Genomic DNA, 18793 nt, shown 5'->3' on the forward strand with positions numbered 1-18793 from the left:
GATGGGCGCATGACGAACGACGGGGGACGGGCGAACGAGCCCACCAGCTACAGCCTGCGGCCACCGCACGCTCCGGCCGCCCCGGTGCCGGGGCCACAGCCGCCACCCGAGCCACCTGGGGCACATGAGGCGCCCCAGACGTCCCAGGGGCCCCAAGGGCCGCAGCCGCCCCAGGGGCCCCAGCAGCCGGGCCAGGAGGCCGGGGCGGAGGGGCCCTCGCGGGGCGCGTACGAGCCGACCCGGTTCTCCGATCCGCGCGGCGGCCCCCAGCCGCCCGCCGGACAGCCGCCCGCCGAAGACCGGCCCGGCGCGCGGCAGTCCGCTCCCGCTCCCGCCCCCGCCGCCCAGGACCCGAGCAGCGGGCGGCTCATCGGCGGCCGCTATCAGCTCGTCTCCCGCCTCGGCCACGGCGGTATGGGCACCGTATGGCGGGCGCACGACCAGATCGTGGACCGCGACGTCGCGGTCAAGGAGCCGCGGGTCCCCGACCATCTCCCCGAGCGCGAGCGGCAGACCGTCTATCAGCGGATGGAGCGCGAGGCACGCGCCGCGGCGCGGATCGACCACCCCTCCGTCGTCACAGTCCACGACGTGGTGGTCGAGAACGGCCGCCCCTGGATCGTGATGGAGCTGGTGCGCGGCCAGTCGCTGGGCGACCGGCTGATGGAGGGCACGCTGGATCCGCGCGAGGCGGCCCGGATCGGCCTCGCCGTGCTCGGCGCGCTGGCGGCGGCCCATGAGGCGGGCGTGCTGCACCGCGATGTGAAGCCGGACAACGTGCTGCTCGGCCGGAGCGACCGGGTGGTGCTCACCGACTTCGGCATCGCGCAGATCGAGGGCGAGCAACGGCTCACCGAGACGGGTGGTTTCGTCGGCTCGCCCGAGTTCATCGCGCCCGAGCGGGTGCTGGGCCAGCGGCCGGGGCCGGAGTCCGACCTGTGGTCGCTCGGCGTCGTGCTGTACGCGGCGGTCGAGGGCATGTCGCCGTTCCGCCGCTCCCACGCCCCCGCGACCCTCCAGGCCGTGCTCGGCTCCGAACCGCAGGTCCCCGCGCGGGCCACCGGCCCGCTCGCCACGCTGATCATGCAACTGCTGCGCAAGGACCCGGCGATGCGCCCGGCGGCGCCCGAGGTGCGGCAGGCCCTGGAGGCGGCGGCGCGGGAGCCGCGGTCGGTGCCCACCATGCTCGCCACGGCCGACTACCCGCCGGGCGGTGGTCAGTCAGCGGGCAGCCGCTTCGTGCCGCCGATCCTGCACAAGAACCGTAAGGCGCAACTCGGGCTGGGCGGCCTGGTACTGGTGGTGGCGGCCGCCCTGGTGCTCACGATCATGAAGCCGTTCTCCAGCGAGGGGCTGCCGCCGGGCTGGACGGTCCGGGAGGAGCGCGATGTCGTGGGCGCGTCCCTGGCCGTGCCGGGCGAGTACCGGCGGGTCCAGGACGACAGCGACTCGGACAACCCGGTGGTCACGTACTACGACCCCAGCGGTGTGTTCACCGTCTCCCTGCGGCGCTCCACCCCCGACGGCGAGAACGACCCCGCGAACCTCGACGCGGCGGCGGACCAGATCGTCGCCTTCTACAAGGACGGCGGCGGGGCGACGGTCGAGGAGGCCAGGAGCGAGAAGGCCGGGTCGAAGCAGCAGGGGAGGGAGGCGCGGGACGTCACCACTTCCTATCTGCCGTACGGCACCAGCAGCAACAAGAACCCCATCCGGTACGTGAAGCGCGATCACCTGTACGTCAACGAGGCCAAGGTCGCCTGGGATCTGACGGTCTCCATGCCCGCCAACGGTGACGCCCAGAGGGATGGCCAGGAGCTCTACGAGCGGATCGTGCGGAATCTGAAGATCGACAAGCTCTGAGGGAGTTGGGCGGATCCGCCCGGGGCCGCGGGGCGAAAGTTGTTACCGCCGGGTACCCAAAGCCGCCGGGCGGGCCTACCCTCGCCCCCATGACGGACTCGCACATCACGCAGGGCGGCACCGGCAACCCGGTCGCCCCCGAAGGCACCCGCACCGCCGCCGACGTCGTCACCCCCGAGCTGATCGCGCGGCTCACCCGGGGCGTCGGCGGCAGCGGCACCACCGTCAGCCACACCCCGTTCACCGGGGAAGTCCTCGCCGCCGCCCTGCCCGAGTCCACCCCCGAGGACGTCGCCACCGCTTTTGAGAACGCCCGCGCCGCCCAGCGGGCCTGGGCCGCGACGCCCGTCCGCCGGCGCGCCGCCGTCCTCCTCCGCTTCCACGATCTGCTGCTGCGCCGCCAGCCGGAGATCCTGGACCTGATCCAGCTGGAGACCGGCAAGACCCGGCTGCACGCCCAGGAGGAGATCCAGGGCGTCGCCATCGTGGCCCGCCATTACGGCCGTAAGGCGCCCGCGTATCTGCGCCCCAAGGGCCATCTGGGCGCGGTGCCCACCCTCACCAAGGTCACCGAACTGCGCCAGCCGCGCGGGGTCGTGGGCCTCATAGCGCCCTGGAACTACCCCCTCCAGCTCTCCGTGGGCGATGCGATCCCCGCCTTCGTGGCGGGCAACGCCGTGGTGATGAAGCCCGACACCGAGACCGCGCTGTCCGCCCTGTGGGCGCGCGAGCTGATGGTGGAGGCCGGACTTCCGGCCGGGGTGTGGCAGGTCGTGATCGGGGACGGCCCGGTGGTCGGCCCCGCCGTGGTCGAGCGCGCCGACTACGTCGCGTTCACCGGCTCCACCCGCACCGGCCGCGAGGTGGCCCAGGCCGCCGCCGCCCGCCTGGTGGGCTGCTCCCTCGAACTCGGCGGTAAGAACGCCATGCTGGTGCTGCGCGACGCCGACCTGGCCCGCGCGGTCGACGGCGCGGTGCGCGGCAGCTTCGCCTCCGCCGGGCAGCTGTGCATCTCCATGGAACGGCTGTACGTCCACGAGTCGATCGCGGACGACTTCCTGGAGCGCTTCGTGGCCCGTACGAAGGCCATGCGGCTCGGCACCGCCCTGGCGTACGGGGCGGAGATGGGCTCGCTCGTCTCGGAGCGCCAGCTGGAGACCGTCACCCGCCATGTGGACGAGGCCGTCTCCAAGGGCGCCACGGTCCTCGCCGGCGGCCGCGCCCGCCCCGACATCGGCCCCTACTTCTACGAGCCGACGATCCTGGACGGCGTGGAGCCCCCGATGGCCGTCTGCACCGAGGAGACCTTCGGCCCGGTCGTCTCCGTCTACCGCTTCCGCGACGAGGGCGAGGCCATCGAGCGCGCCAACGCGACGTCCTACGGTCTGAACGCCAGCGTCTGGACCAAGGACGCCCGGCGCGGGCGCGCGATCGCCACCCGGCTGCGCGCGGGCACGGTCAACCTCAACGAGAGCTACGCCGCCGCCTTCGGCAGCGTCGCGTCTCCCATGGGCGGCATGGGCGACTCCGGACTCGGCCGCCGCCATGGCTCCGAGGGCATCCTCAGGTTCACCGAACCGCAGACGGTCGCCCAGCAACGGCTGATGCCGCTCGGCCCGGCCTTCGGGATGACGGACGAGAAATACGCGGACTTCATGACCCGCAGCCTGCGCGCGCTCAAGGCACTGCGCCTGCGCTGACCAGCACATTTCAATGGAGGTACCAGTGTCAGGGGAGAGGTCTGCCCAAAAGCGGGTACGAGAGCCCGGCCACGACGAGGACTTCGCCGACGAGCTCAACGCCCATGCCGACGCCCATGCCCATGCCGACGGCGGCGCCGACGCCGACGCCGACGACGGTGACTTCGACTACGACGTGATCGTGATCGGCTCGGGTTTCGGCGGGTCGGTGTCGGCCCTGCGCCTGACCGAGAAGGGCTATCGGGTCGGCGTCCTCGAGGCGGGCCGCCGGTTCACCCCGGAAACCCTGCCCAAGAGCTCCTGGGACCTCCGCAACTACCTCTGGGCCCCGGCCCTCGGCTGCTTCGGCATCCAGCGCATCCACGTCCTGGGCAAGGTCATGGTGCTGGCGGGCGCCGGGGTCGGGGGCGGCTCGCTCAACTACGCCAACACCCTCTACGTACCGCCCGAGCCGTTCTTCCGGGACCGCCAGTGGGGGCACATCACCGACTGGCAGGAGGAGCTGAGCCCGTACTACGACCAGGCGCGGCGGATGCTCGGGGCGCGCCTCAACCACACCCTCACCCCGTCCGATGTCCACCTCAAGGCGGCCGCCGAGAAGATGGGCGTGGGCGACACCTTCCATATGGCGCCCGTGGGGGTCTTCTTCGGGGACGGCCACGACGCCGACGGCACCACGAAGGCCGCGCCGGGCGGGGCCGTTCCCGATCCGTACTTCGGCGGCGCGGGCCCGGCCCGTAAGGCGTGCACGGAGTGCGGTGAGTGCATGACCGGCTGCCGCCACGGCGCCAAGAACACCCTCAATGAGAACTATCTCCACCTGGCCGAGCGGGCCGGAGCCGTGGTCCACCCGATGACGACCGTCGTCGCCCTGTGCGACGACCCGCACGGCGGCTATACGGTCACCACCGTCCCGACCGACAACCGCCGTAAGGGCAAGCCGAAGGCGCTGCGCTCCCGGTACGTCGTCCTCGCCGCCGGTACGTACGGCACCCAGACGCTGCTGCACACGATGCGGGACAAGGGGCTGCTGCCGCGGGTCTCCGAACGGCTCGGCATCCTCACCCGCACCAACTCCGAGGCCCTGGTGGGCGCGCAGACCACCGACCGCCGCTACCGCCGCGCGCGGGGTGGGGAGGGGCGGGCGGACTTCACCCGGGGCGTCGCGATCACCTCGTCCATCCACCCCAACGAGAACACCCATATCGAGCCCGTCCGCTACGGCAAGGGCTCCAACGCGATGGGGATGCTCTCCATCCTGCAGATCCCGCACGGCGGGCGCGTTCCGCGCTGGCTGCGCTTCCTGGGCGCCAACCTCCGGCACCCCACCCTGGCGGTGCGCTCGCTGTCCAACCGCCGCTGGTCGGAGCGGACCATCATCGGCCTGGTCATGCAGACGCACGACAACTCGCTGACCACCTACCGCAAGCCGAAGGGGCCGGGCAAGGGGCTGCTCACCGCCCGCCAGGGCCACGGCGAGCCCAACCCCGACCACATCCCCGAGGGCGCCGAGGCCGCCCGCCACATCGCCGACTCGATCAACGGCTTCGCGGGCAGCAACGTCGGCGAGCTCATGGGCACCCCGCTGACCGCCCACTTCCTCGGCGGCTGCCCGATCGGGGCGTCCCCGGAGGAGGGCGTCATCGACCCGTACCACCGGCTCTACGGCCATCCGGGCATCCATGTGGTCGACGGCGCCGCCGTCTCGGCCAACCTGGGCGTCAACCCGTCCCTGACCATCACCGCCCAGGCCGAGCGGGCGATGTCCCTGTGGCCCAACAAGGGCGAGCCCGACCCGCGCCCGGCCCCGGAGGCGCCGTACGAACGCCTGCGGCCGATCCCGCCGCGCAGCCCCGCCGTACCGGCGGACGCCTTCGGGGCGTTGAAGCTCCCGCTGCTGCCGGTGCCGAAGGTCCCGCCACGAGCCTGAGCGCCGGGCGGTTGAGCGCGGGGCAGTTGAACGCAGAGCGCCGGGCCGGCTGAGCGCTGGGGCGGTTGAGCGCCGGGGCGCCGTACGGGCCGGAGACCAGCCCGTACGGCGCCCCTCAGAACCGTCGCGAGGACCGTCAGACCGTGGCGCGGCGGCGACGGACCACGAAGACCGCGCCTCCGCCCGCGGCCATCGCCACACCGCCGATCACGGCGATCATCGGCAGCGCGGAGGAGGAGCCGGTTTCGGCCAGGCTGCCCTTCGGGCTGATCTCCGTGTTGCCCTCCGGCTTGTGCGGCAGCGGCTTCTTGCCACCCTGCGGCTTCGGGTCGGCCGGCGGCACATGGCCCGGCTCCGAACCCGCCTTCAACACGTCGAACTCGTAGTACTCACCGGTCGAGTAGACGCAGTTGCCCTCGTCGTCCGCGTACACGCCGACGCTGATGGCGTAGCCGAAGCCCTCGGGCGCGCTCTTGGCGACGCTCAGCCGGAGGTCGACGTCAAGGGTCTCGTGCGGGCGCACATCGGTGTAGCCGATGTAGCCGGAGCCCGGGTCGTTCTCGTCGGTGGAGATCGCCTTCCAGGCGCCGGACTCGGGGTCCTTGTACTGCAGCGTCAGGTACTTGCCCGTCCCGTCCGGGGTGGACTCGTGCACCGTGCCCGCGAAGAGCCCGAAGTCGACCCGCTGGTAGCTGCGGTCCGAGTCGTTCTTGACCTGGAACCTGAAGCCGTGGAAGCCGCTGCCCGCCACGACCTTCGACGGCAGGCCGACCAGGGTCGTGCTGAGCTCCGGGTCCTCGTTGTAGTCCCCGTCGTCCGCGCACTCGCCGTCGCCCGGCTCCTCGGTCGACGTCGGGGTCGGGGTCGGGGTGGCGGTGTCGGTGGGGGTGGACGAGGGGGTGCCGGAGGGGGTGCCGGGGCTCGGAGCCTCGGTGGCGCTCGTGGACGGCGCCGGGGTGGTCGGCGTGGGCTCGTCGCTCGGAGCGGTCTGCGTCGGCGACGGCGTCGGGTCCTCCGGGGACGGCGTCACGGTCTCGGTGGCGGATGGCGACGGGTCGTCCGTCGGCGTCTCCGCGAAGGCAGCGGGGGCCGCGAGAAGCGCGGCAGGGGCTATGGCGGCCGTCGCTGCGGCAGCCGCCAGGGCGCGGCGAAGCTTCATGAAGACCTCTCTGGGTCCGTACGCACCGCCGTGGTGGGCGGTACGCGTGTGGAAGGCCGTCGCGGTGGGGGCGCGGGATGGCCGTGCGTTTGCACGTACATGACCAGGCGAATGGCCGAAAGGTTGCCTTCACAGTTGCTCACAGAATGGTCACAGAATTCGCGACGGGCGCCCGGCCTCGCACGTCATCACCCGTACGGCGGGTGACCGGCCCGCGCGCGGGCTCGTTGTGCCCGGTGCCGCGCCAGCCAGGAGCGGCCCGGAAAATCCACGCGTGGCTCAGATCCGCCGCAGCGATGAGACGCGGCCCCTGTGGTGATTCAGGCGGCCCGTCGTGGGACCTCGCTCCGGCGAGGTGACCGGTCGGCAGGGGACAGCAGCCCGGTCACCACCTAAGGGCGGTCGGCCCCGGGGACGCCTGGGGCCGACCGTATCCGGTCGAAACGGTTGCGCCCGGCGCTCCGCATCCACCACGATGCTGAGAGGGAAAACGCCCCCGGTCACACCCCGACATTGGTCCGACCACGCGGGCGCACGCCGTTCAGACACCCCTGACACACGGGTCCCATGAGCCAGCGGCGCAACCCCCCGGCGCCGCCTCTCAGCACCGGCGCTGCCCTGACGCCGGTGCTGACCGCCTAGGGCCCCGGGGGCGCCCGCCCCGTTCGGGCGCCCCCGGGGCCCTTCGCCTGTCCGTGTCGGCAGTCCCCCAGTCCGCGTCCGCGGTCCGCTGCCCGTGTCCGCGGTCCGCTGTCCGCTGTCCGTGTCCGTGGGGCGGAGGGATCAGACCCGGCCCCGGCACAGCTCCAGCAGCGTCATGGCGAGCGTCGTACCGGGCTTGCCCAGCCGCTGCCGGTAGCGGTCGAGGATCTCCATCTCGCGGGAGAGGTGCACCCGCCGCCCGCCCGCCGCGATCCGTGCCTCCTGCACGGTGGCCGAGACGGCCATCCGCTCCCGGACGAGATCGAGGATCTGCTCGTCGAGGGCGTCGATCCGCTCCCGCGCGGTGTCGATCACCCGCGCGGCCTCCGTAGCCGAAACGCTGCTGCTCATGTCCGTATCTCCTGGTCCGTGTCGCGGAGCCCTGGAGTCCGGCCGAGACCCGGAGAACAAGACAGAGCGCCCCGGGCCTTTGCCGGCCCGGGGCGCCTGGGAAGTCGCTGTCAGTGTTTACGCAGCACGACCATGGCAGCCGGACGGGCCGGTGCCATAGGTAAAGACGAAGGTCATGCGCGTGGACATGGCGTCGATTATGGGCCCGTTAGAATCGAAAGTCCAAACCTGCGGTCCCGCCCCGAAGCCGTGGCCCCGCCGCAGTCATGTTCCACCGCACGCCACCACCGCCGGAAGGCCGCCGAAGTGCCATCAGCGTCCCCTGCTGCCGCCCCCGACACCGTCCTGGTCGTCGACTTCGGCGCGCAGTACGCCCAGCTCATCGCCCGCAGGGTCCGTGAGGCCCGGGTCTACAGCGAGATCGTTCCGTCCACCATGCCGGTGGCCGAGATGCTCGCCAAGAACCCCAAGGCGATCATCCTCTCCGGCGGCCCCTCGTCGGTCTACGCCGAAGGCGCGCCCACGCTCGACCGCGCGCTCTTCGAGGCGGGCGTCCCGGTCTTCGGCATGTGCTACGGCTTCCAGCTGATGGCCACGGCGCTCGGCGGCACCGTGGACAACACCGGGGCGCGGGAGTACGGCCGTACGGCGCTCACCGTCACCAAGCAGGGCTCGACGCTCTTCGCGGGCACCCCCGAGGAGCAGCAGGTGTGGATGTCGCACGGCGACGCCTGCTCCCAGGCGCCCGAGGGCTTCACCGTCACCGCGTCCACCGATGTGGTGCCGGTCGCGGCCTTCGAATGCGACGAGCGCAGGCTGTACGGCGTGCAGCACCACCCCGAGGTGATGCACTCCACCCACGGCCAGCAGGTGCTGGAGCACTTCCTCTACCGGGGCGCCGGTCTGGAGCCCACCTGGACCACCACCAATGTGGTCGAGGAGTCCGTGGCCGCGATCCGGGAGCAGGTCGGCACCAAGCGCGCGATCTGCGGGCTGTCCGGCGGGGTGGACTCCGCCGTGGCCGCCGCCCTCGTCCAGAAGGCCATCGGCGACCAGCTGACCTGCGTGTACGTGGACCACGGCCTGATGCGCAAGGGCGAGTCCGAGCAGGTCGAGAAGGACTTCGTGGCGGCCACCGGGGTGCAGCTGAAGGTCGTCGAGGCCGAGGAGCGGTTCCTCACCGCGCTCGCCGGGGTGTCCGACCCCGAGGAGAAGCGGAAGATCATCGGCCGGGAGTTCATCCGGGTCTTCGAGCAGGCGCAGGCCGAGCTGGTGGCCGAGGCGGGCGCGGCCGGTGAGGACGTGGAGTTCCTGGTCCAGGGCACCCTCTACCCGGATGTGGTGGAGTCCGGCGGCGGCACCGGCACCGCCAACATCAAGTCCCACCACAATGTGGGCGGGCTGCCCGACGACATCGAGTTCCAGCTGGTCGAGCCGTTGCGCCGGCTGTTCAAGGACGAGGTGCGGATGGTCGGGCAGGAGCTCGGCCTGCCGGACGAGATCGTCCACCGCCAGCCCTTCCCGGGTCCGGGCCTGGGCATCCGCATCGTCGGCGAGGTCACCAAGGAGCGCCTGGACCTACTGCGCGAGGCCGACGCCATCGCCCGCGAGGAGCTGACCGCCGCCGGTCTGGACCGCGACATCTGGCAGTGCCCGGTGGTCCTGCTCGCCGACGTCCGCTCGGTCGGCGTCCAGGGCGACGGCCGCACCTACGGCCACCCGATCGTGCTGCGCCCGGTCTCCTCGGAGGACGCGATGACGGCGGACTGGTCGCGGCTGCCGTACGACGTGCTGTCGCGGATCTCCACCCGCATCACCAACGAGGTGGACCAGGTGAACCGGGTGGTGCTGGACATCACCAGCAAGCCGCCCGGCACCATCGAGTGGGAATGATCTTCATCTGATCGTCAAACGCCGCTGCCGTCGCTCATTCGTTTGGGCGGCGGCAGCGGCGTTCGTGCTCGGTACGCTGGCCCTACGGCCGAGAATCCCGTCCATGGGAGAAACCATGACCGCTGAGCCGCCGCACACCACCTCGTGGCCGATGCCGCCGCTGGATGGCTACACCGTGGACGATTTGCTGACGCTGCCCGATCTCCCGCCGCATACCGAATTGATCGACGGGAGCCTGGTTTTCGTGAGTCCGCAGCGCTACTTCCACAGCGTCGTGATTGATCTGCTGGTGAGCGGGCTGCGCCAGACTGTGCGACCTGACCTGCGGATCGCACGCGAGATGACTGTGGTGATCGACAAGCGCAACGGCCCGGAACCGGACATCTCGGTCGTGCGTGCCGAAGCCGTGCGGAGCCGTGAACAGACCTATTTCGAGGTCGGCGATGTGATCCTGGCCGTCGAGGTGGTCTCTCCCGAGTCCGAGGCCCGGGACCACGACACCAAGCCGCACAAGTACGCCAACGCGGGTATCCCGCACTTCTGGCGCGTCGAGATGACCAACACGGACGCACGCCCCGTGGTCCGTGTCTTCGAGCTCGACGAAGAAAGGCACGCCTACCGGTCCACCGGCTTCCACCACAACCGGCTCAAGCTCTCGGTCCCCTTCACCATCGACATCGACCTCACCGAGATCGACCACCTGTAGCAGGCCCTGACTCTGGCCTCCTGCGATACCCAGAGGTAGCTTCCGCTCCAGCACACCAGAGGAGCGGAGCTGCCGATGACGAACCAGCCGCAGACCCCCACCCCGATACCGACCGACCAGCTGCGGTTCACCATGCCCCCGCAGCACGCCTCCCCCCATGACGAGCGCCGCTACCGCAAGGAGCGGCTGGCCGCGGCGCTGCGCCTGTTCGGGCGGTTCGGGTACGAGGAGGGGGTCGCGGGCCACATCACCGTGCGGGACCCGGAGTTCACCGACTGCTACTGGGTGAATCCGTTCGGCATGCCCTTCGGCCACATCACCGTGAGCGATCTGCTCCTCGTCAACCAGGCGGGCCAGGTGGTCGAGGGGCGCGCCCACGTCAACCAGGCGGCCTTCGTCGTTCACTCTTCCGTGCATCAGGCGCGGCCGGACGTCGTGGCCGTCGCGCACAGCCGCTCGGTGCACGGCCGGGCGCTGGCCGCGCTCGGCGAGCCGCTGGAGCCGATCACCCAGGAGGTCTGCGCCTTCTTCGAGGACCACGCGGTCTACGGGGGCACCACGGGGGTCGTCGTGGACGAGGACGAGGGGCGCGCGATCGCCGCGGCGCTCGGCGGCCACAAGGCCCTCATCCTGCGCAATCGCGGTCTGCTGACGGTCGGGGACTCGGTCGACGCGGCCGCGTGGTGGTTCATCACGATGGAGCGGGCCGCCCAGGTGCAGCTGACCGCGAAGGCGTCGGGCAGGCCGGTGCCCATCGACTACGCCGACGCGATGCGGACCCGTGAGCAGCTGGGAAACGATCTTGTGGCGTGGATCAACTATCAACCTCTGTATCTGCAGATCACCCGCGATGAGCCGGACCTGCTGAGCTGACACCCTCCGCGGTGCGGCACAATCCCCTCTCAACACATGACAGTTGGGCGGTGCCGTGCGAACCCGCGGTCCCGTACGGAACGAGTGAACGACGGAGCGACCCGCGTGGCGGTGGAGCAGGCGGAGAACGCCACGACGGCAGAAGGACAGCACCCCCATGGGCACCCCCAGGGCCACAAGGGCTGTGGATGCCCCCAGGGGGCCCGTGAGGGCCACCGGAGGGCCGTGGCCGCGTTCGTGGCCCTGCGGGAGCGTTTCGCGGCCGGAGAGGGCCTTCCCAGGGCTCTCGCCCACTCGGCCGGGGCATCCCGGCAGTGGGTCTCGGACGAGCTGGCCCACGCGGCCCGTTCGGTGGCCGACAGCGGCCGCGCCGAGACCTCGGCCTGGCGCCACCGGGTGTGGCTGCGCACGGTGTGCGTGGTGTGGGGCGCGGCCGGGGCGCTGCTGATCGGCCAGTTGGCCACGGCGATCGGCGCGGGCTGGTCGGTCGCGCGGACGGCCGGGCTCACCGCCGCCGTGATCACCGCCGCGCTGCTGACCCTCACCGCCCGGCTGCACCGTGCGGACGGCGGCCCGCTCGCCCCGCTCGTCGGCGAGGACAACCGCCTCTCCACCTCCCGTACCGTCGCCGCCGCCTGGCTGCTGATCGCGGTCTTCGCGGTGCTGGTGCTCGGCGTCGAGCTGGCCGTGGCCCCCGGCGACCGGCAGCGGCTGACCGACGGGCTCGCCCTCGACCACACCGCCGGGCTCCTTACGGTCGCCGCGTTGACGTGTGCGGCCGCGGTGCTGGCACGGCTCGTCGTGGCGGCCCGGGTGCGGGCGCAGCGGCTCCAGAAGGTGCGGGCCGTGCGCCCGCGCGCCGCCGATCTGCTGACCGACGACGCGGGCCGCGGCAGCTTCGCCGATGTGCAGTACATCGTCGTCCACACCGTGGCCCTCGCCTTCACCGCCGTCCGCCTCGCCCGGGAGCCGTGGCGGCTGCCCGATGTGCCGTGGGGCCTGGCGCTGCTGGCGGCCGTGTCGGTGGTGATGTACCTGACGGGGAAGTACGCGGAGGGCGGCCGCCCGACCGTGCTGTCCGTCGTACGGGTCCTCCCCGAGGAGGGCGCCATCGACCGCGACGCCCCGATCCGCACCGGCGACGACATCGAGATCCGCGGCAGCGGCTTCGTCCCGCCGGGCGCCCAGGACCCGGACCGGCTGGCCAGGCTGGTGGTCCGCATCGGCGCGGTGCACGTCCATGTCCCGCTCGTCCCGGTGGCCGGGGGCTTCAGCAGCCCCACGGACACCGCGCTCACCGTGCCGGTCCCGGTGGACGTGGAGCCGGGCCGGGTGGATGTGCAGGTCGTGACGGCCTCGGGGGCGGAGACCAACCGCTATCCCATCGATGTGATGGACTGAGTCGTTCCGGCCGGCCGCTCCGTATGGTTTCGTCGAACGCGCAACCAAACGGCGGCGTGAGGGAAGAGGCGGGCGGCATGAGACACGCGGATCGTATGGGCGGTTCGGGCACCGCGGGCAGCGGCGGGAGCGTGCACGGTATGGGCGGGATGGGCGGTATGGGCGGCGTGAACGGCATAGGCGGGCAGCAGCCCGTGGGCATCAGGGCCACCGCCGGCCGGTACGCGCTGCTGCCCCTGCGGATCTTCCTCGGCGTCACCTTCGTCTACGCCGGAATCGACAAGCTCACCGACTCGGCCTTCCTGTCCGACTCGGGCTCGGGCTCGATCGGCGAGCTGATGCGGCAGGTGCGGGACAGCTCGGCCGTGCCGTGGCTGGTCGACCAGGCCCTGAAGGACCCCACCGCCTTCGGCTACGCGATGGCCTACGGTGAACTGGCCGTCGGCCTCGGCATCCTGGTGGGCCTCCTCTCCCGCCTGGCCGCCTTCGGCGGCGCGCTGATCTCGCTGAGCCTGTGGCTCACCGTCAGCTGGCAGTCGGACCCGTACTACTACGGCAACGACCTGGCCTATCTGATGGCGTGGCTGCCGCTGGTGCTGGCCGGGGCGCCGTACCTCTCCCTGGACGTCGCCATCTCCCGGCGCCGGCGCCGACAGGGCTCGCAGCTCTTCACGTAGCTCGCGGCTCTGCATGTAGCTCGCGGCTCTCACGGGAGGCGCGCCTCCTCGCGGGGCGCGCCTCTTCACGCGGGGTGCGCCCCCGGGCCCGATCCCGTCAGCTGAGGATGCGGAAGCCGTCCCGGACCTCGTCGAAGATCGGCCGATAGGTGCTCCAGTCCGCGTCCGGGGCGCTCAGGTAGATCGCGTACTCCTTGTCGCCCTCATTGCCGAAGCCGAGGTCGATCGCGCGGAACATCCGTACCTCGCCCCGGAATTTGAACTCCCAGATCGCGGCGGGCATGCCCTGGTACTTCGTCTCCTGCAGCCGCAACCGCTCGTAGATCGGGTACTCCTTCTTGTCCTTGAACGCGACCTCCAGGTCCTCGAAGTGCTGGACCTGGTTGCCGGAGGCGAAGTCCAGGACGTTGATCCTCAGACCGGCCAGCCCGTTGGGGTCGAGGTAGCGGACCTCCTGGGTGCGGTCGACCGTGTTGCCGTCGGGGTCGTTCTTCTCCTGGCGGGTCCAGCCGTCGGGGATGGGCAGGGAGAAGCCGAACTTCTTCTCGGTGACGATGTGGTAGCCGGACGGCGCGTTGTACGGCTTGGTCGGGGAGGCCGACGGGGTGCCCGTGGCGGACGAACCCCCGCCGTTCCCCCCGCCGTTGTCATGGTCGAGGCCGAACAGATAGACGCCGCCGGCCACGGCCACGACCGCCAGGGAGGTCGCCGCGGCGGTCCACACCGCCTTACGGCTCTTGCGCGCCGGAACGGAGGCGGGCGGGGGCACCGGCGTCTGGGCGGTCATGGACGGCGTCGACGCGGTGAACGGCGTGGCCGTGGGCGGGGTGTGCTGCGCGCCGGAGGTGTTCCCGGTGCCCGGGGCGGTGCCCGGGGTGTGCGAGGGAATCCGTGGGTCCGGGGTGTGCGGAGCGCTCGTCGCGTTGTGCGGAGTGCTCGGTGTGTGGGTCGTGTGGTGATACGGGGTCGATGTCGTGGGCGCGTTCGGCGCGGCGTGCGCGTCCGTGCCCGTCGTCCGGTCCGTGCCCGTGCCGGGCTCCCGCCGCGTCGAGAGGTTCATGGTCGCGTCGTGCGGCGGATTCGTGGCGGTCGTATCGAGCGGCGGGGTCTGCAGCGATGTCGTCTCGGGCTCCGAGGCCGGGAGCCGCAGCGCGCGTTCGGTCTCCTCGGCCGAGGGCCGCAGCTCCGGCTCCTTGGCCAGCAGGCTCTCGATCAACGGAGCCAGCGCGCCCGCCCGTTTGGGCGGGTCCAGCGGATCGACGGCGATCGCGTAACCCGTCTCGATCGCCGTGGCCTTGCGGAACGGCGGGCGCCCCTCGACCGCCTGATAGAGCGTCGCTCCCAGCGCCCAGAGGTCCGACGCGGGGCCGGGTTTGCGGCCCCTGACCCGCTCGGGCGCGATGTAGTCGATGGAGCCGACGACCTCGCCGGTCTTGGTCAGCGTCGAGGTGCCGGTGGCCATGGCGATGCCGAAATCCGTGAGCACGACCCGGCCTTCGGGCCCGAGCAGCACATTGCCGGGCTTGACGTCCCGGTGCAGCACCCCGGCCGCGTGCGCGGCGCGCAGCGCGGCGATCATGCCGCGGCCGATGCGGGCGGCCTCGTCGGGCGAGACGCGTCCCCCGTCCCTCAGCAGGTCGGCGAGGGTCGTGGAGGGCACGTACTCCATGACGATGCACGGCAGTCCGTGGTGGTCCACCACGTCATGGACCACGACCACGTTGGGGTGGGTGATGCGGGCCGCGCTGCGCGCCTCGCGACGGGTGCGTTCGTGCAGGGTCGTCAGCTCGTCCTCGGCGAGGTGCGGAGAGACATAGAGCTGCTTGACCGCGACCTGGCGGCCCAGCAGTTCGTCCTCCGCGCGCCACACCGTGCCCATGCCACCACGGCCGATCTTCTCGACCAGGCGGTAACGTCCGGCTATCAGGTGGCCTTCGTCCGACACCGCTTTCCCCTCCCCGCACACGTTCGATGCGACACGATAGCCGCCGTGACCCCCGGGGAGATCTCAGGGAAGACCTAGGGGCATGCCGGATGTCGCGGGTACGGCCCTGTTGTCACCATGGACGCATGACCGAAGCACCCACCGTGGCGGACGAGGCCGAGGCCGCGTCCGGTTCCCGCCTGTCACAGACGCCGCTTCGGCGCAGTCGTGACCATAAGGTGATCTCGGGGGTCTGTGGAGGGCTCGGCCGCTACTGCGATCTGGACCCGGTGATCTTCCGGGTGGTGCTGTCGGTGCTGGCCGTCGCGGGCGGCCTCGGCCTGATCGTGTACGGGTTCTGCTGGCTGCTGATCCCGTTCCACGGCGAGGACGAGAACGAGGGGCGCAGGCTGCTCTCGGGCCGGGTCGAGGGCCCGGGGCTGACGGCGGTGCTGGTGGCGCTGGTGGGCTGTGGGCTCTTCCTGTCGATGCTCAACAACGGCGGCGTCATGTACTTCTCGTTCATGCTCGCCCTCGCGGCGGCCGGTGCGGGCTATTGGTCGCACCACCGGCGGCAGGCGGAGAGCGTGGGCGCGGTGGACGCGGCCACGGCCCAGGCCGTCGCCGACGCGCCGCCCGAGACCAAGGCGCCGCCCACGCGCGGCGGCCCCGGGCCGTCCTGGTGGCGCGACCCGATCGTCAAGGACGGTACGACCGGGCCGCTCGGCGCCGGGGCCGGGTCGCGGACCGGCTATCTGTGGGGGCCGGACGACGGCCCGTACGACAAGGCGGAGGCGAAGGCGGAGCGGGCCCGCCGGGTGCCGGACCGGGCGTCGATCGGCGGCTGGGCCTTCCTGGTGGCGGTCGCCGCCGCCGTGGTGGGGGCGCGGGCGGGGTGGTCCTCGCGGCCGCTGGGCACCAGCCTGGAGATCGGGTTCGCCTGCGCGCTGGGGGTCTTCGGGCTCGCCCTCGTCATCAGCTCCCGCTGGGGGCGGGCCGGTGGCGGCACGGTGTTCCTCGCGCTGCTGACGAGCGCGCTGCTGGCGGGCGCGGCCGCCCTCCCCGATGCCGTCACCCCCGACTGGGCGCGCCGCACCTGGGCCCCGACCTCCGTGGCGTCGCTGCGCGACGGCTATGAGCTGGGCGGCGGCGTCGCCGAGTTGAAGCTGGACCGGCTGGCCCTGGACGCGGGCAGCTCCGTCTCCAGCCGGGTGGAGATGGGCGCGGGCAAACTGGCCGTCACGGTCCCGCGCGACGCCCGGGTGAGGCTGGACATCGAGGTCGGGATCGGCGACATCTGGCTGCCGGGCGAGAAGCGGGACAAGCACAACGTCGATATCGGCCCGGACCGGGAGCGCAAGCTCACCCTGGAGCCGGTGGGCGGCGGCAGGGCCGAGGGCACGGTCTCGCTGAAGCTGGAGATGGGGCTGGGTGCGGTGGAGGTGAAGCGCTCATGAGGCGCCGTTCGTTCGGGGATCGGTTCGGGCATCGGCTCGACCATCGGTTCGGAGATCGGCTCGGTCACCGATTCGGTCACTGGTTCGGTCACCGGTCCGACCATCGGTTCGGACATCGGTTCGGGCACCCAGGGTTCGGCCATCGGGTCGGCCATCGGCCCGACCACTCGCGCGGTCATCCGCTGCGTCATGCGTCCCCCGATCGGTCCCGCCATCCGTTCGAGCCGGGCAAGCTGGTGGCCGGGTTGGTGATCCTGGGCGTGGCCGCCGCGTACGGGATGGACGCGGCCGGGGAGTGGGACGTCCGCCCGGAGATCGCCCTCCCGGCCCTCCTGTGCGGCCTCTGCGTCGCGGCCCTGACCTCGGCCCTCACGTACGCGTTCCGCCGCCGGTCGGCCAGGACGACGCCGGACGACTGACGGCGCCACGAGGCGGATGTCGGTCGACCCCGGTGCGCGGGCGCAGCGTCCCCGGCCCTCGACCTCCGACCTCCGACCCCGGCCTCTGGGCCCCGGGGCGCAGCGCCCCTGGCCTCCGGGCCCCGGCTTCCGACCCCCGGCCTCTGGGCCCTGGGCGCAGCGGCCCCCGGCCTCCGGGCCCGACCCCCGACCCCCGCCGCCGAGCGCGGCCGCCCCGGTCTCCGCCCCGCCCTTGGGCTCCCGGGCGCAGCGCCCCCGGGCCCCGGGCTCGGCCCGGCCGCCGTCCCCGGGTCGGGGAACGATCAGGGGCGACCCTGATGCTCGTTGTCGGCCGGGCGTGTGACGATCGAGCCATGACCGCCGCAGTGCCCCCCACGGCCCCCGAGCCACCCCCGCGCAAGCTCTACCGCAGTGCCGAAGGCCGCCTCCTCGGCGGTGTGGCGCGCGGGCTCGCGGGGCATCTCGGGCTGCCGGTCGCCTGGGTGCGGATCGTCTTCATCGCGCTGTTCATGGCGGAGGGGTTCGGCGCGCTCGTCTACGCGCTCTTCTGGTTCATCGTCCCGCTCGGCGTCGGCGGCGTGGAGACGACCGCCGGCCGCCCGCTCACCGCCGTGGGCCCCGACGGCCGCCGCCGGATCCTGGCCCGCAGGCCGGAGCGCGGCCAGATCATCGCCCTGGTCGCCCTCTTCGTCGGCATGGGGATCTTCGTCCAGGGCTTCCAGCTCGGCCGCGCCAACACCTACATCTGGCCGCTCCTCCTCATCGGCGCGGGCGTCGCCCTCTTCTGGCGTCAGGCGGACAACGCCCGCCGCGCCCAGTGGGTCGAGCTCAGCCGCAGCAAGCGGGTCCTGCCGCTGGCCCGTGGCGCCGCGGGGGTCGTGCTGGTGGCCGCCGGGGTGTCCGGGATCGTCGTCCTCCAGGGCTCGGCCAAGCACCTGGGGGCCGTGCTGCAGGCGGCCCTGGCCGTCCTTGTCGGCATCGCGCTGCTGGTGGGCCCGTATGTGGTGCGGATGACGCAGGACCTCTCCGAGGAACGGCTGATGCGCATCCGCGCGCAGGAGCGGGCGGAGGTGGCGGCCCACGTCCATGACTCCGTGCTGCACACCCTCACCCTGATCCAGCGCAACGCGGAGGACCCCCGCGAGGTGGCCCGCCTCGCCCGCGCCCAGGAGCGGGAGCTGCGCGCGTGGCTCTACCGGCCGGAGGGCACGGGCAAGGACGAGGCCGAGGAGCCGGACACCCTCGCGGAGGCGGTGAAGAAGACGGCGGCGGAGGTCGAGGACCACCACGGCGTCCCGATCGAGGTGGTGGTGGTCGGCGACTGCCCCCTGGACGAGAAACTGGGCGCACAGATACAGGCGGCGCGCGAGGCGATGGTCAACGCGGCCAAGTACGGTGGCGACGGCGGGGCCGTCCAGGTCTTCGCCGAGGTCGAGGGGGCCACGGTGTTCATCTCCGTGCGCGACCGCGGCCCCGGCTTCGACGTGGACGCGGTGCCGGAGGACCGGATGGGCGTACGCGAGTCGATCATCGGCCGGATGCAGCGGAACGGCGGCACGGCGCGGCTGAGGTCCGCGCCGGACGGGGGCACGGAAGTGGAGCTGGAGATGGAGAGGGCGGCGACGACATGACCGACGCGACGGGCGGTACGAACGCGACGAGCGGCCCCGGGGCGCAGGGTGTGCCGGGCGCCGCGCCCGGTCCGGCGGGGGCCGCGTCCGGTCCGGCGGGGGCCGCG

At 72.3% G+C, this 18793-nt stretch carries 14 protein-coding genes; 11 read left to right on the forward strand and 3 right to left on the reverse strand.

Features of this window, described 5'->3' with window-relative positions; genetic code table 11:
• Window positions 1-9: 9 nt before the first annotated feature.
• The 3 genes from IEJ02_RS33000 to IEJ02_RS33010 all read left to right on the forward strand — a co-directional run bounded on the left by IEJ02_RS33000 (window position 10) and on the right by IEJ02_RS33010 (window position 5493).
• Window positions 10-1863, forward strand: a complete 1854-nt coding sequence (locus IEJ02_RS33000; RefSeq protein ID WP_191068178.1) for a serine/threonine-protein kinase — start codon at window positions 10-12, stop codon at window positions 1861-1863.
• 89 nt (window positions 1864-1952) lie between these two features.
• Window positions 1953-3563 carry a succinic semialdehyde dehydrogenase gene (locus IEJ02_RS33005; protein ID WP_191068179.1) on the forward strand — a complete coding sequence of 537 codons (1611 nt, stop codon included), beginning with the start codon at window positions 1953-1955 and terminating at the stop codon, window positions 3561-3563.
• A gap of 25 nt (window positions 3564-3588) precedes the next feature.
• On the forward strand, window positions 3589-5493 hold the full coding sequence (locus tag IEJ02_RS33010) for a GMC oxidoreductase (protein ID WP_370467166.1): 1905 nt from the start codon (window positions 3589-3591) through the stop codon (window positions 5491-5493).
• Between the two features lie 136 nt (window positions 5494-5629).
• Here IEJ02_RS33010 and IEJ02_RS33015 read toward each other — a convergent pair whose 3' ends face one another.
• Both IEJ02_RS33015 and IEJ02_RS33020 read right to left on the reverse strand, forming a co-directional pair.
• On the reverse strand, window positions 5630-6652 hold the full coding sequence (locus IEJ02_RS33015) for an LAETG motif-containing sortase-dependent surface protein (RefSeq protein WP_191068180.1): 1023 nt from the start codon (window positions 6650-6652) through the stop codon (window positions 5630-5632).
• Window positions 6653-7435: 783 nt separating this feature from the next.
• Complete coding sequence (locus tag IEJ02_RS33020) at window positions 7436-7705, reverse strand: chorismate mutase (protein ID WP_191068181.1); 270 nt, start codon at window positions 7703-7705, stop codon at window positions 7436-7438.
• Between the two features lie 306 nt (window positions 7706-8011).
• Here IEJ02_RS33020 and guaA point away from each other — a divergent pair, with 306 nt between their 5' ends.
• From guaA to IEJ02_RS33045, 5 genes are all read left to right on the forward strand, one after another.
• Complete coding sequence (guaA, locus tag IEJ02_RS33025; RefSeq protein WP_191068182.1) at window positions 8012-9598, forward strand: glutamine-hydrolyzing GMP synthase; 1587 nt, start codon at window positions 8012-8014, stop codon at window positions 9596-9598.
• Between the two features lie 115 nt (window positions 9599-9713).
• Window positions 9714-10304, forward strand: coding sequence for a Uma2 family endonuclease (locus IEJ02_RS33030; RefSeq protein WP_191068183.1), 591 nt, complete (start codon window positions 9714-9716; stop codon window positions 10302-10304).
• 75 nt (window positions 10305-10379) lie between these two features.
• Window positions 10380-11177 carry a class II aldolase/adducin family protein gene (locus IEJ02_RS33035; protein ID WP_191068184.1) on the forward strand — a complete coding sequence of 266 codons (798 nt, stop codon included), beginning with the start codon at window positions 10380-10382 and terminating at the stop codon, window positions 11175-11177.
• Window positions 11178-11282: 105 nt separating this feature from the next.
• Window positions 11283-12578, forward strand: coding sequence for a hypothetical protein (locus IEJ02_RS33040; protein WP_191068185.1), 1296 nt, complete (start codon window positions 11283-11285; stop codon window positions 12576-12578).
• Window positions 12579-12727: 149 nt separating this feature from the next.
• Window positions 12728-13255 carry a DoxX family protein gene (locus tag IEJ02_RS33045; RefSeq protein WP_191068201.1) on the forward strand — a complete coding sequence of 176 codons (528 nt, stop codon included), beginning with the start codon at window positions 12728-12730 and terminating at the stop codon, window positions 13253-13255.
• A gap of 97 nt (window positions 13256-13352) precedes the next feature.
• On the opposite strand, the gene IEJ02_RS33050 is transcribed toward IEJ02_RS33045, so the two are convergent.
• Entirely contained in the window at window positions 13353-15200 is a 1848-nt protein-coding gene (locus IEJ02_RS33050) for a protein kinase domain-containing protein (protein WP_191068186.1), read from the reverse strand.
• A gap of 125 nt (window positions 15201-15325) precedes the next feature.
• Between IEJ02_RS33050 and IEJ02_RS33055 the strand changes: the two genes are divergently transcribed.
• The 3 genes from IEJ02_RS33055 to IEJ02_RS33065 all read left to right on the forward strand — a co-directional run bounded on the left by IEJ02_RS33055 (window position 15326) and on the right by IEJ02_RS33065 (window position 18686).
• Window positions 15326-16636: a PspC domain-containing protein gene (locus tag IEJ02_RS33055; protein ID WP_223864868.1), complete on the forward strand. Its 1311-nt coding sequence runs from the start codon at window positions 15326-15328 to the stop codon at window positions 16634-16636.
• Window positions 16637-16872: 236 nt separating this feature from the next.
• Entirely contained in the window at window positions 16873-17055 is a 183-nt protein-coding gene (locus IEJ02_RS33060; RefSeq protein ID WP_223864869.1) for a hypothetical protein, read from the forward strand.
• A gap of 353 nt (window positions 17056-17408) precedes the next feature.
• A complete protein-coding gene (locus IEJ02_RS33065) occupies window positions 17409-18686 on the forward strand; it encodes an ATP-binding protein (RefSeq protein ID WP_191068188.1) in 1278 nt (425 codons plus the stop codon).
• The last annotated feature ends 107 nt before the right edge of the window (window positions 18687-18793 follow it).

The sequence above is a fragment of the Streptomyces sp. 5-10 genome, from assembly GCF_014712245.1.
Lineage (GTDB): Bacteria > Actinomycetota > Actinomycetes > Streptomycetales > Streptomycetaceae > Streptomyces > Streptomyces violaceusniger.

Bases quoted from the DNA above. Each gene is read 5' to 3' on its own strand.
- IEJ02_RS33055 (WP_223864868.1), top strand. From the start codon at position 15,326: ATGACCGAAGCACCCACCGTGGCGGACGAGGCCGAGGCCGCGTCCGGT.
- IEJ02_RS33020 (WP_191068181.1), bottom strand. From the start codon at position 7,705: ATGAGCAGCAGCGTTTCGGCTACGGAGGCCGCGCGGGTGATCGACACC.
- IEJ02_RS33035 (WP_191068184.1), top strand. From the start codon at position 10,380: ATGACGAACCAGCCGCAGACCCCCACCCCGATACCGACCGACCAGCTG.
- IEJ02_RS33005 (WP_191068179.1), top strand. From the start codon at position 1,953: ATGACGGACTCGCACATCACGCAGGGCGGCACCGGCAACCCGGTCGCC.
- IEJ02_RS33030 (WP_191068183.1), top strand. From the start codon at position 9,714: ATGACCGCTGAGCCGCCGCACACCACCTCGTGGCCGATGCCGCCGCTG.
- IEJ02_RS33045 (WP_191068201.1), top strand. From the start codon at position 12,728: ATGGGCGGTATGGGCGGCGTGAACGGCATAGGCGGGCAGCAGCCCGTG.
- IEJ02_RS33015 (WP_191068180.1), bottom strand. From the start codon at position 6,652: ATGAAGCTTCGCCGCGCCCTGGCGGCTGCCGCAGCGACGGCCGCCATA.
- IEJ02_RS33000 (WP_191068178.1), top strand. From the start codon at position 10: ATGACGAACGACGGGGGACGGGCGAACGAGCCCACCAGCTACAGCCTG.
- IEJ02_RS33065 (WP_191068188.1), top strand. From the start codon at position 17,409: ATGACCGCCGCAGTGCCCCCCACGGCCCCCGAGCCACCCCCGCGCAAG.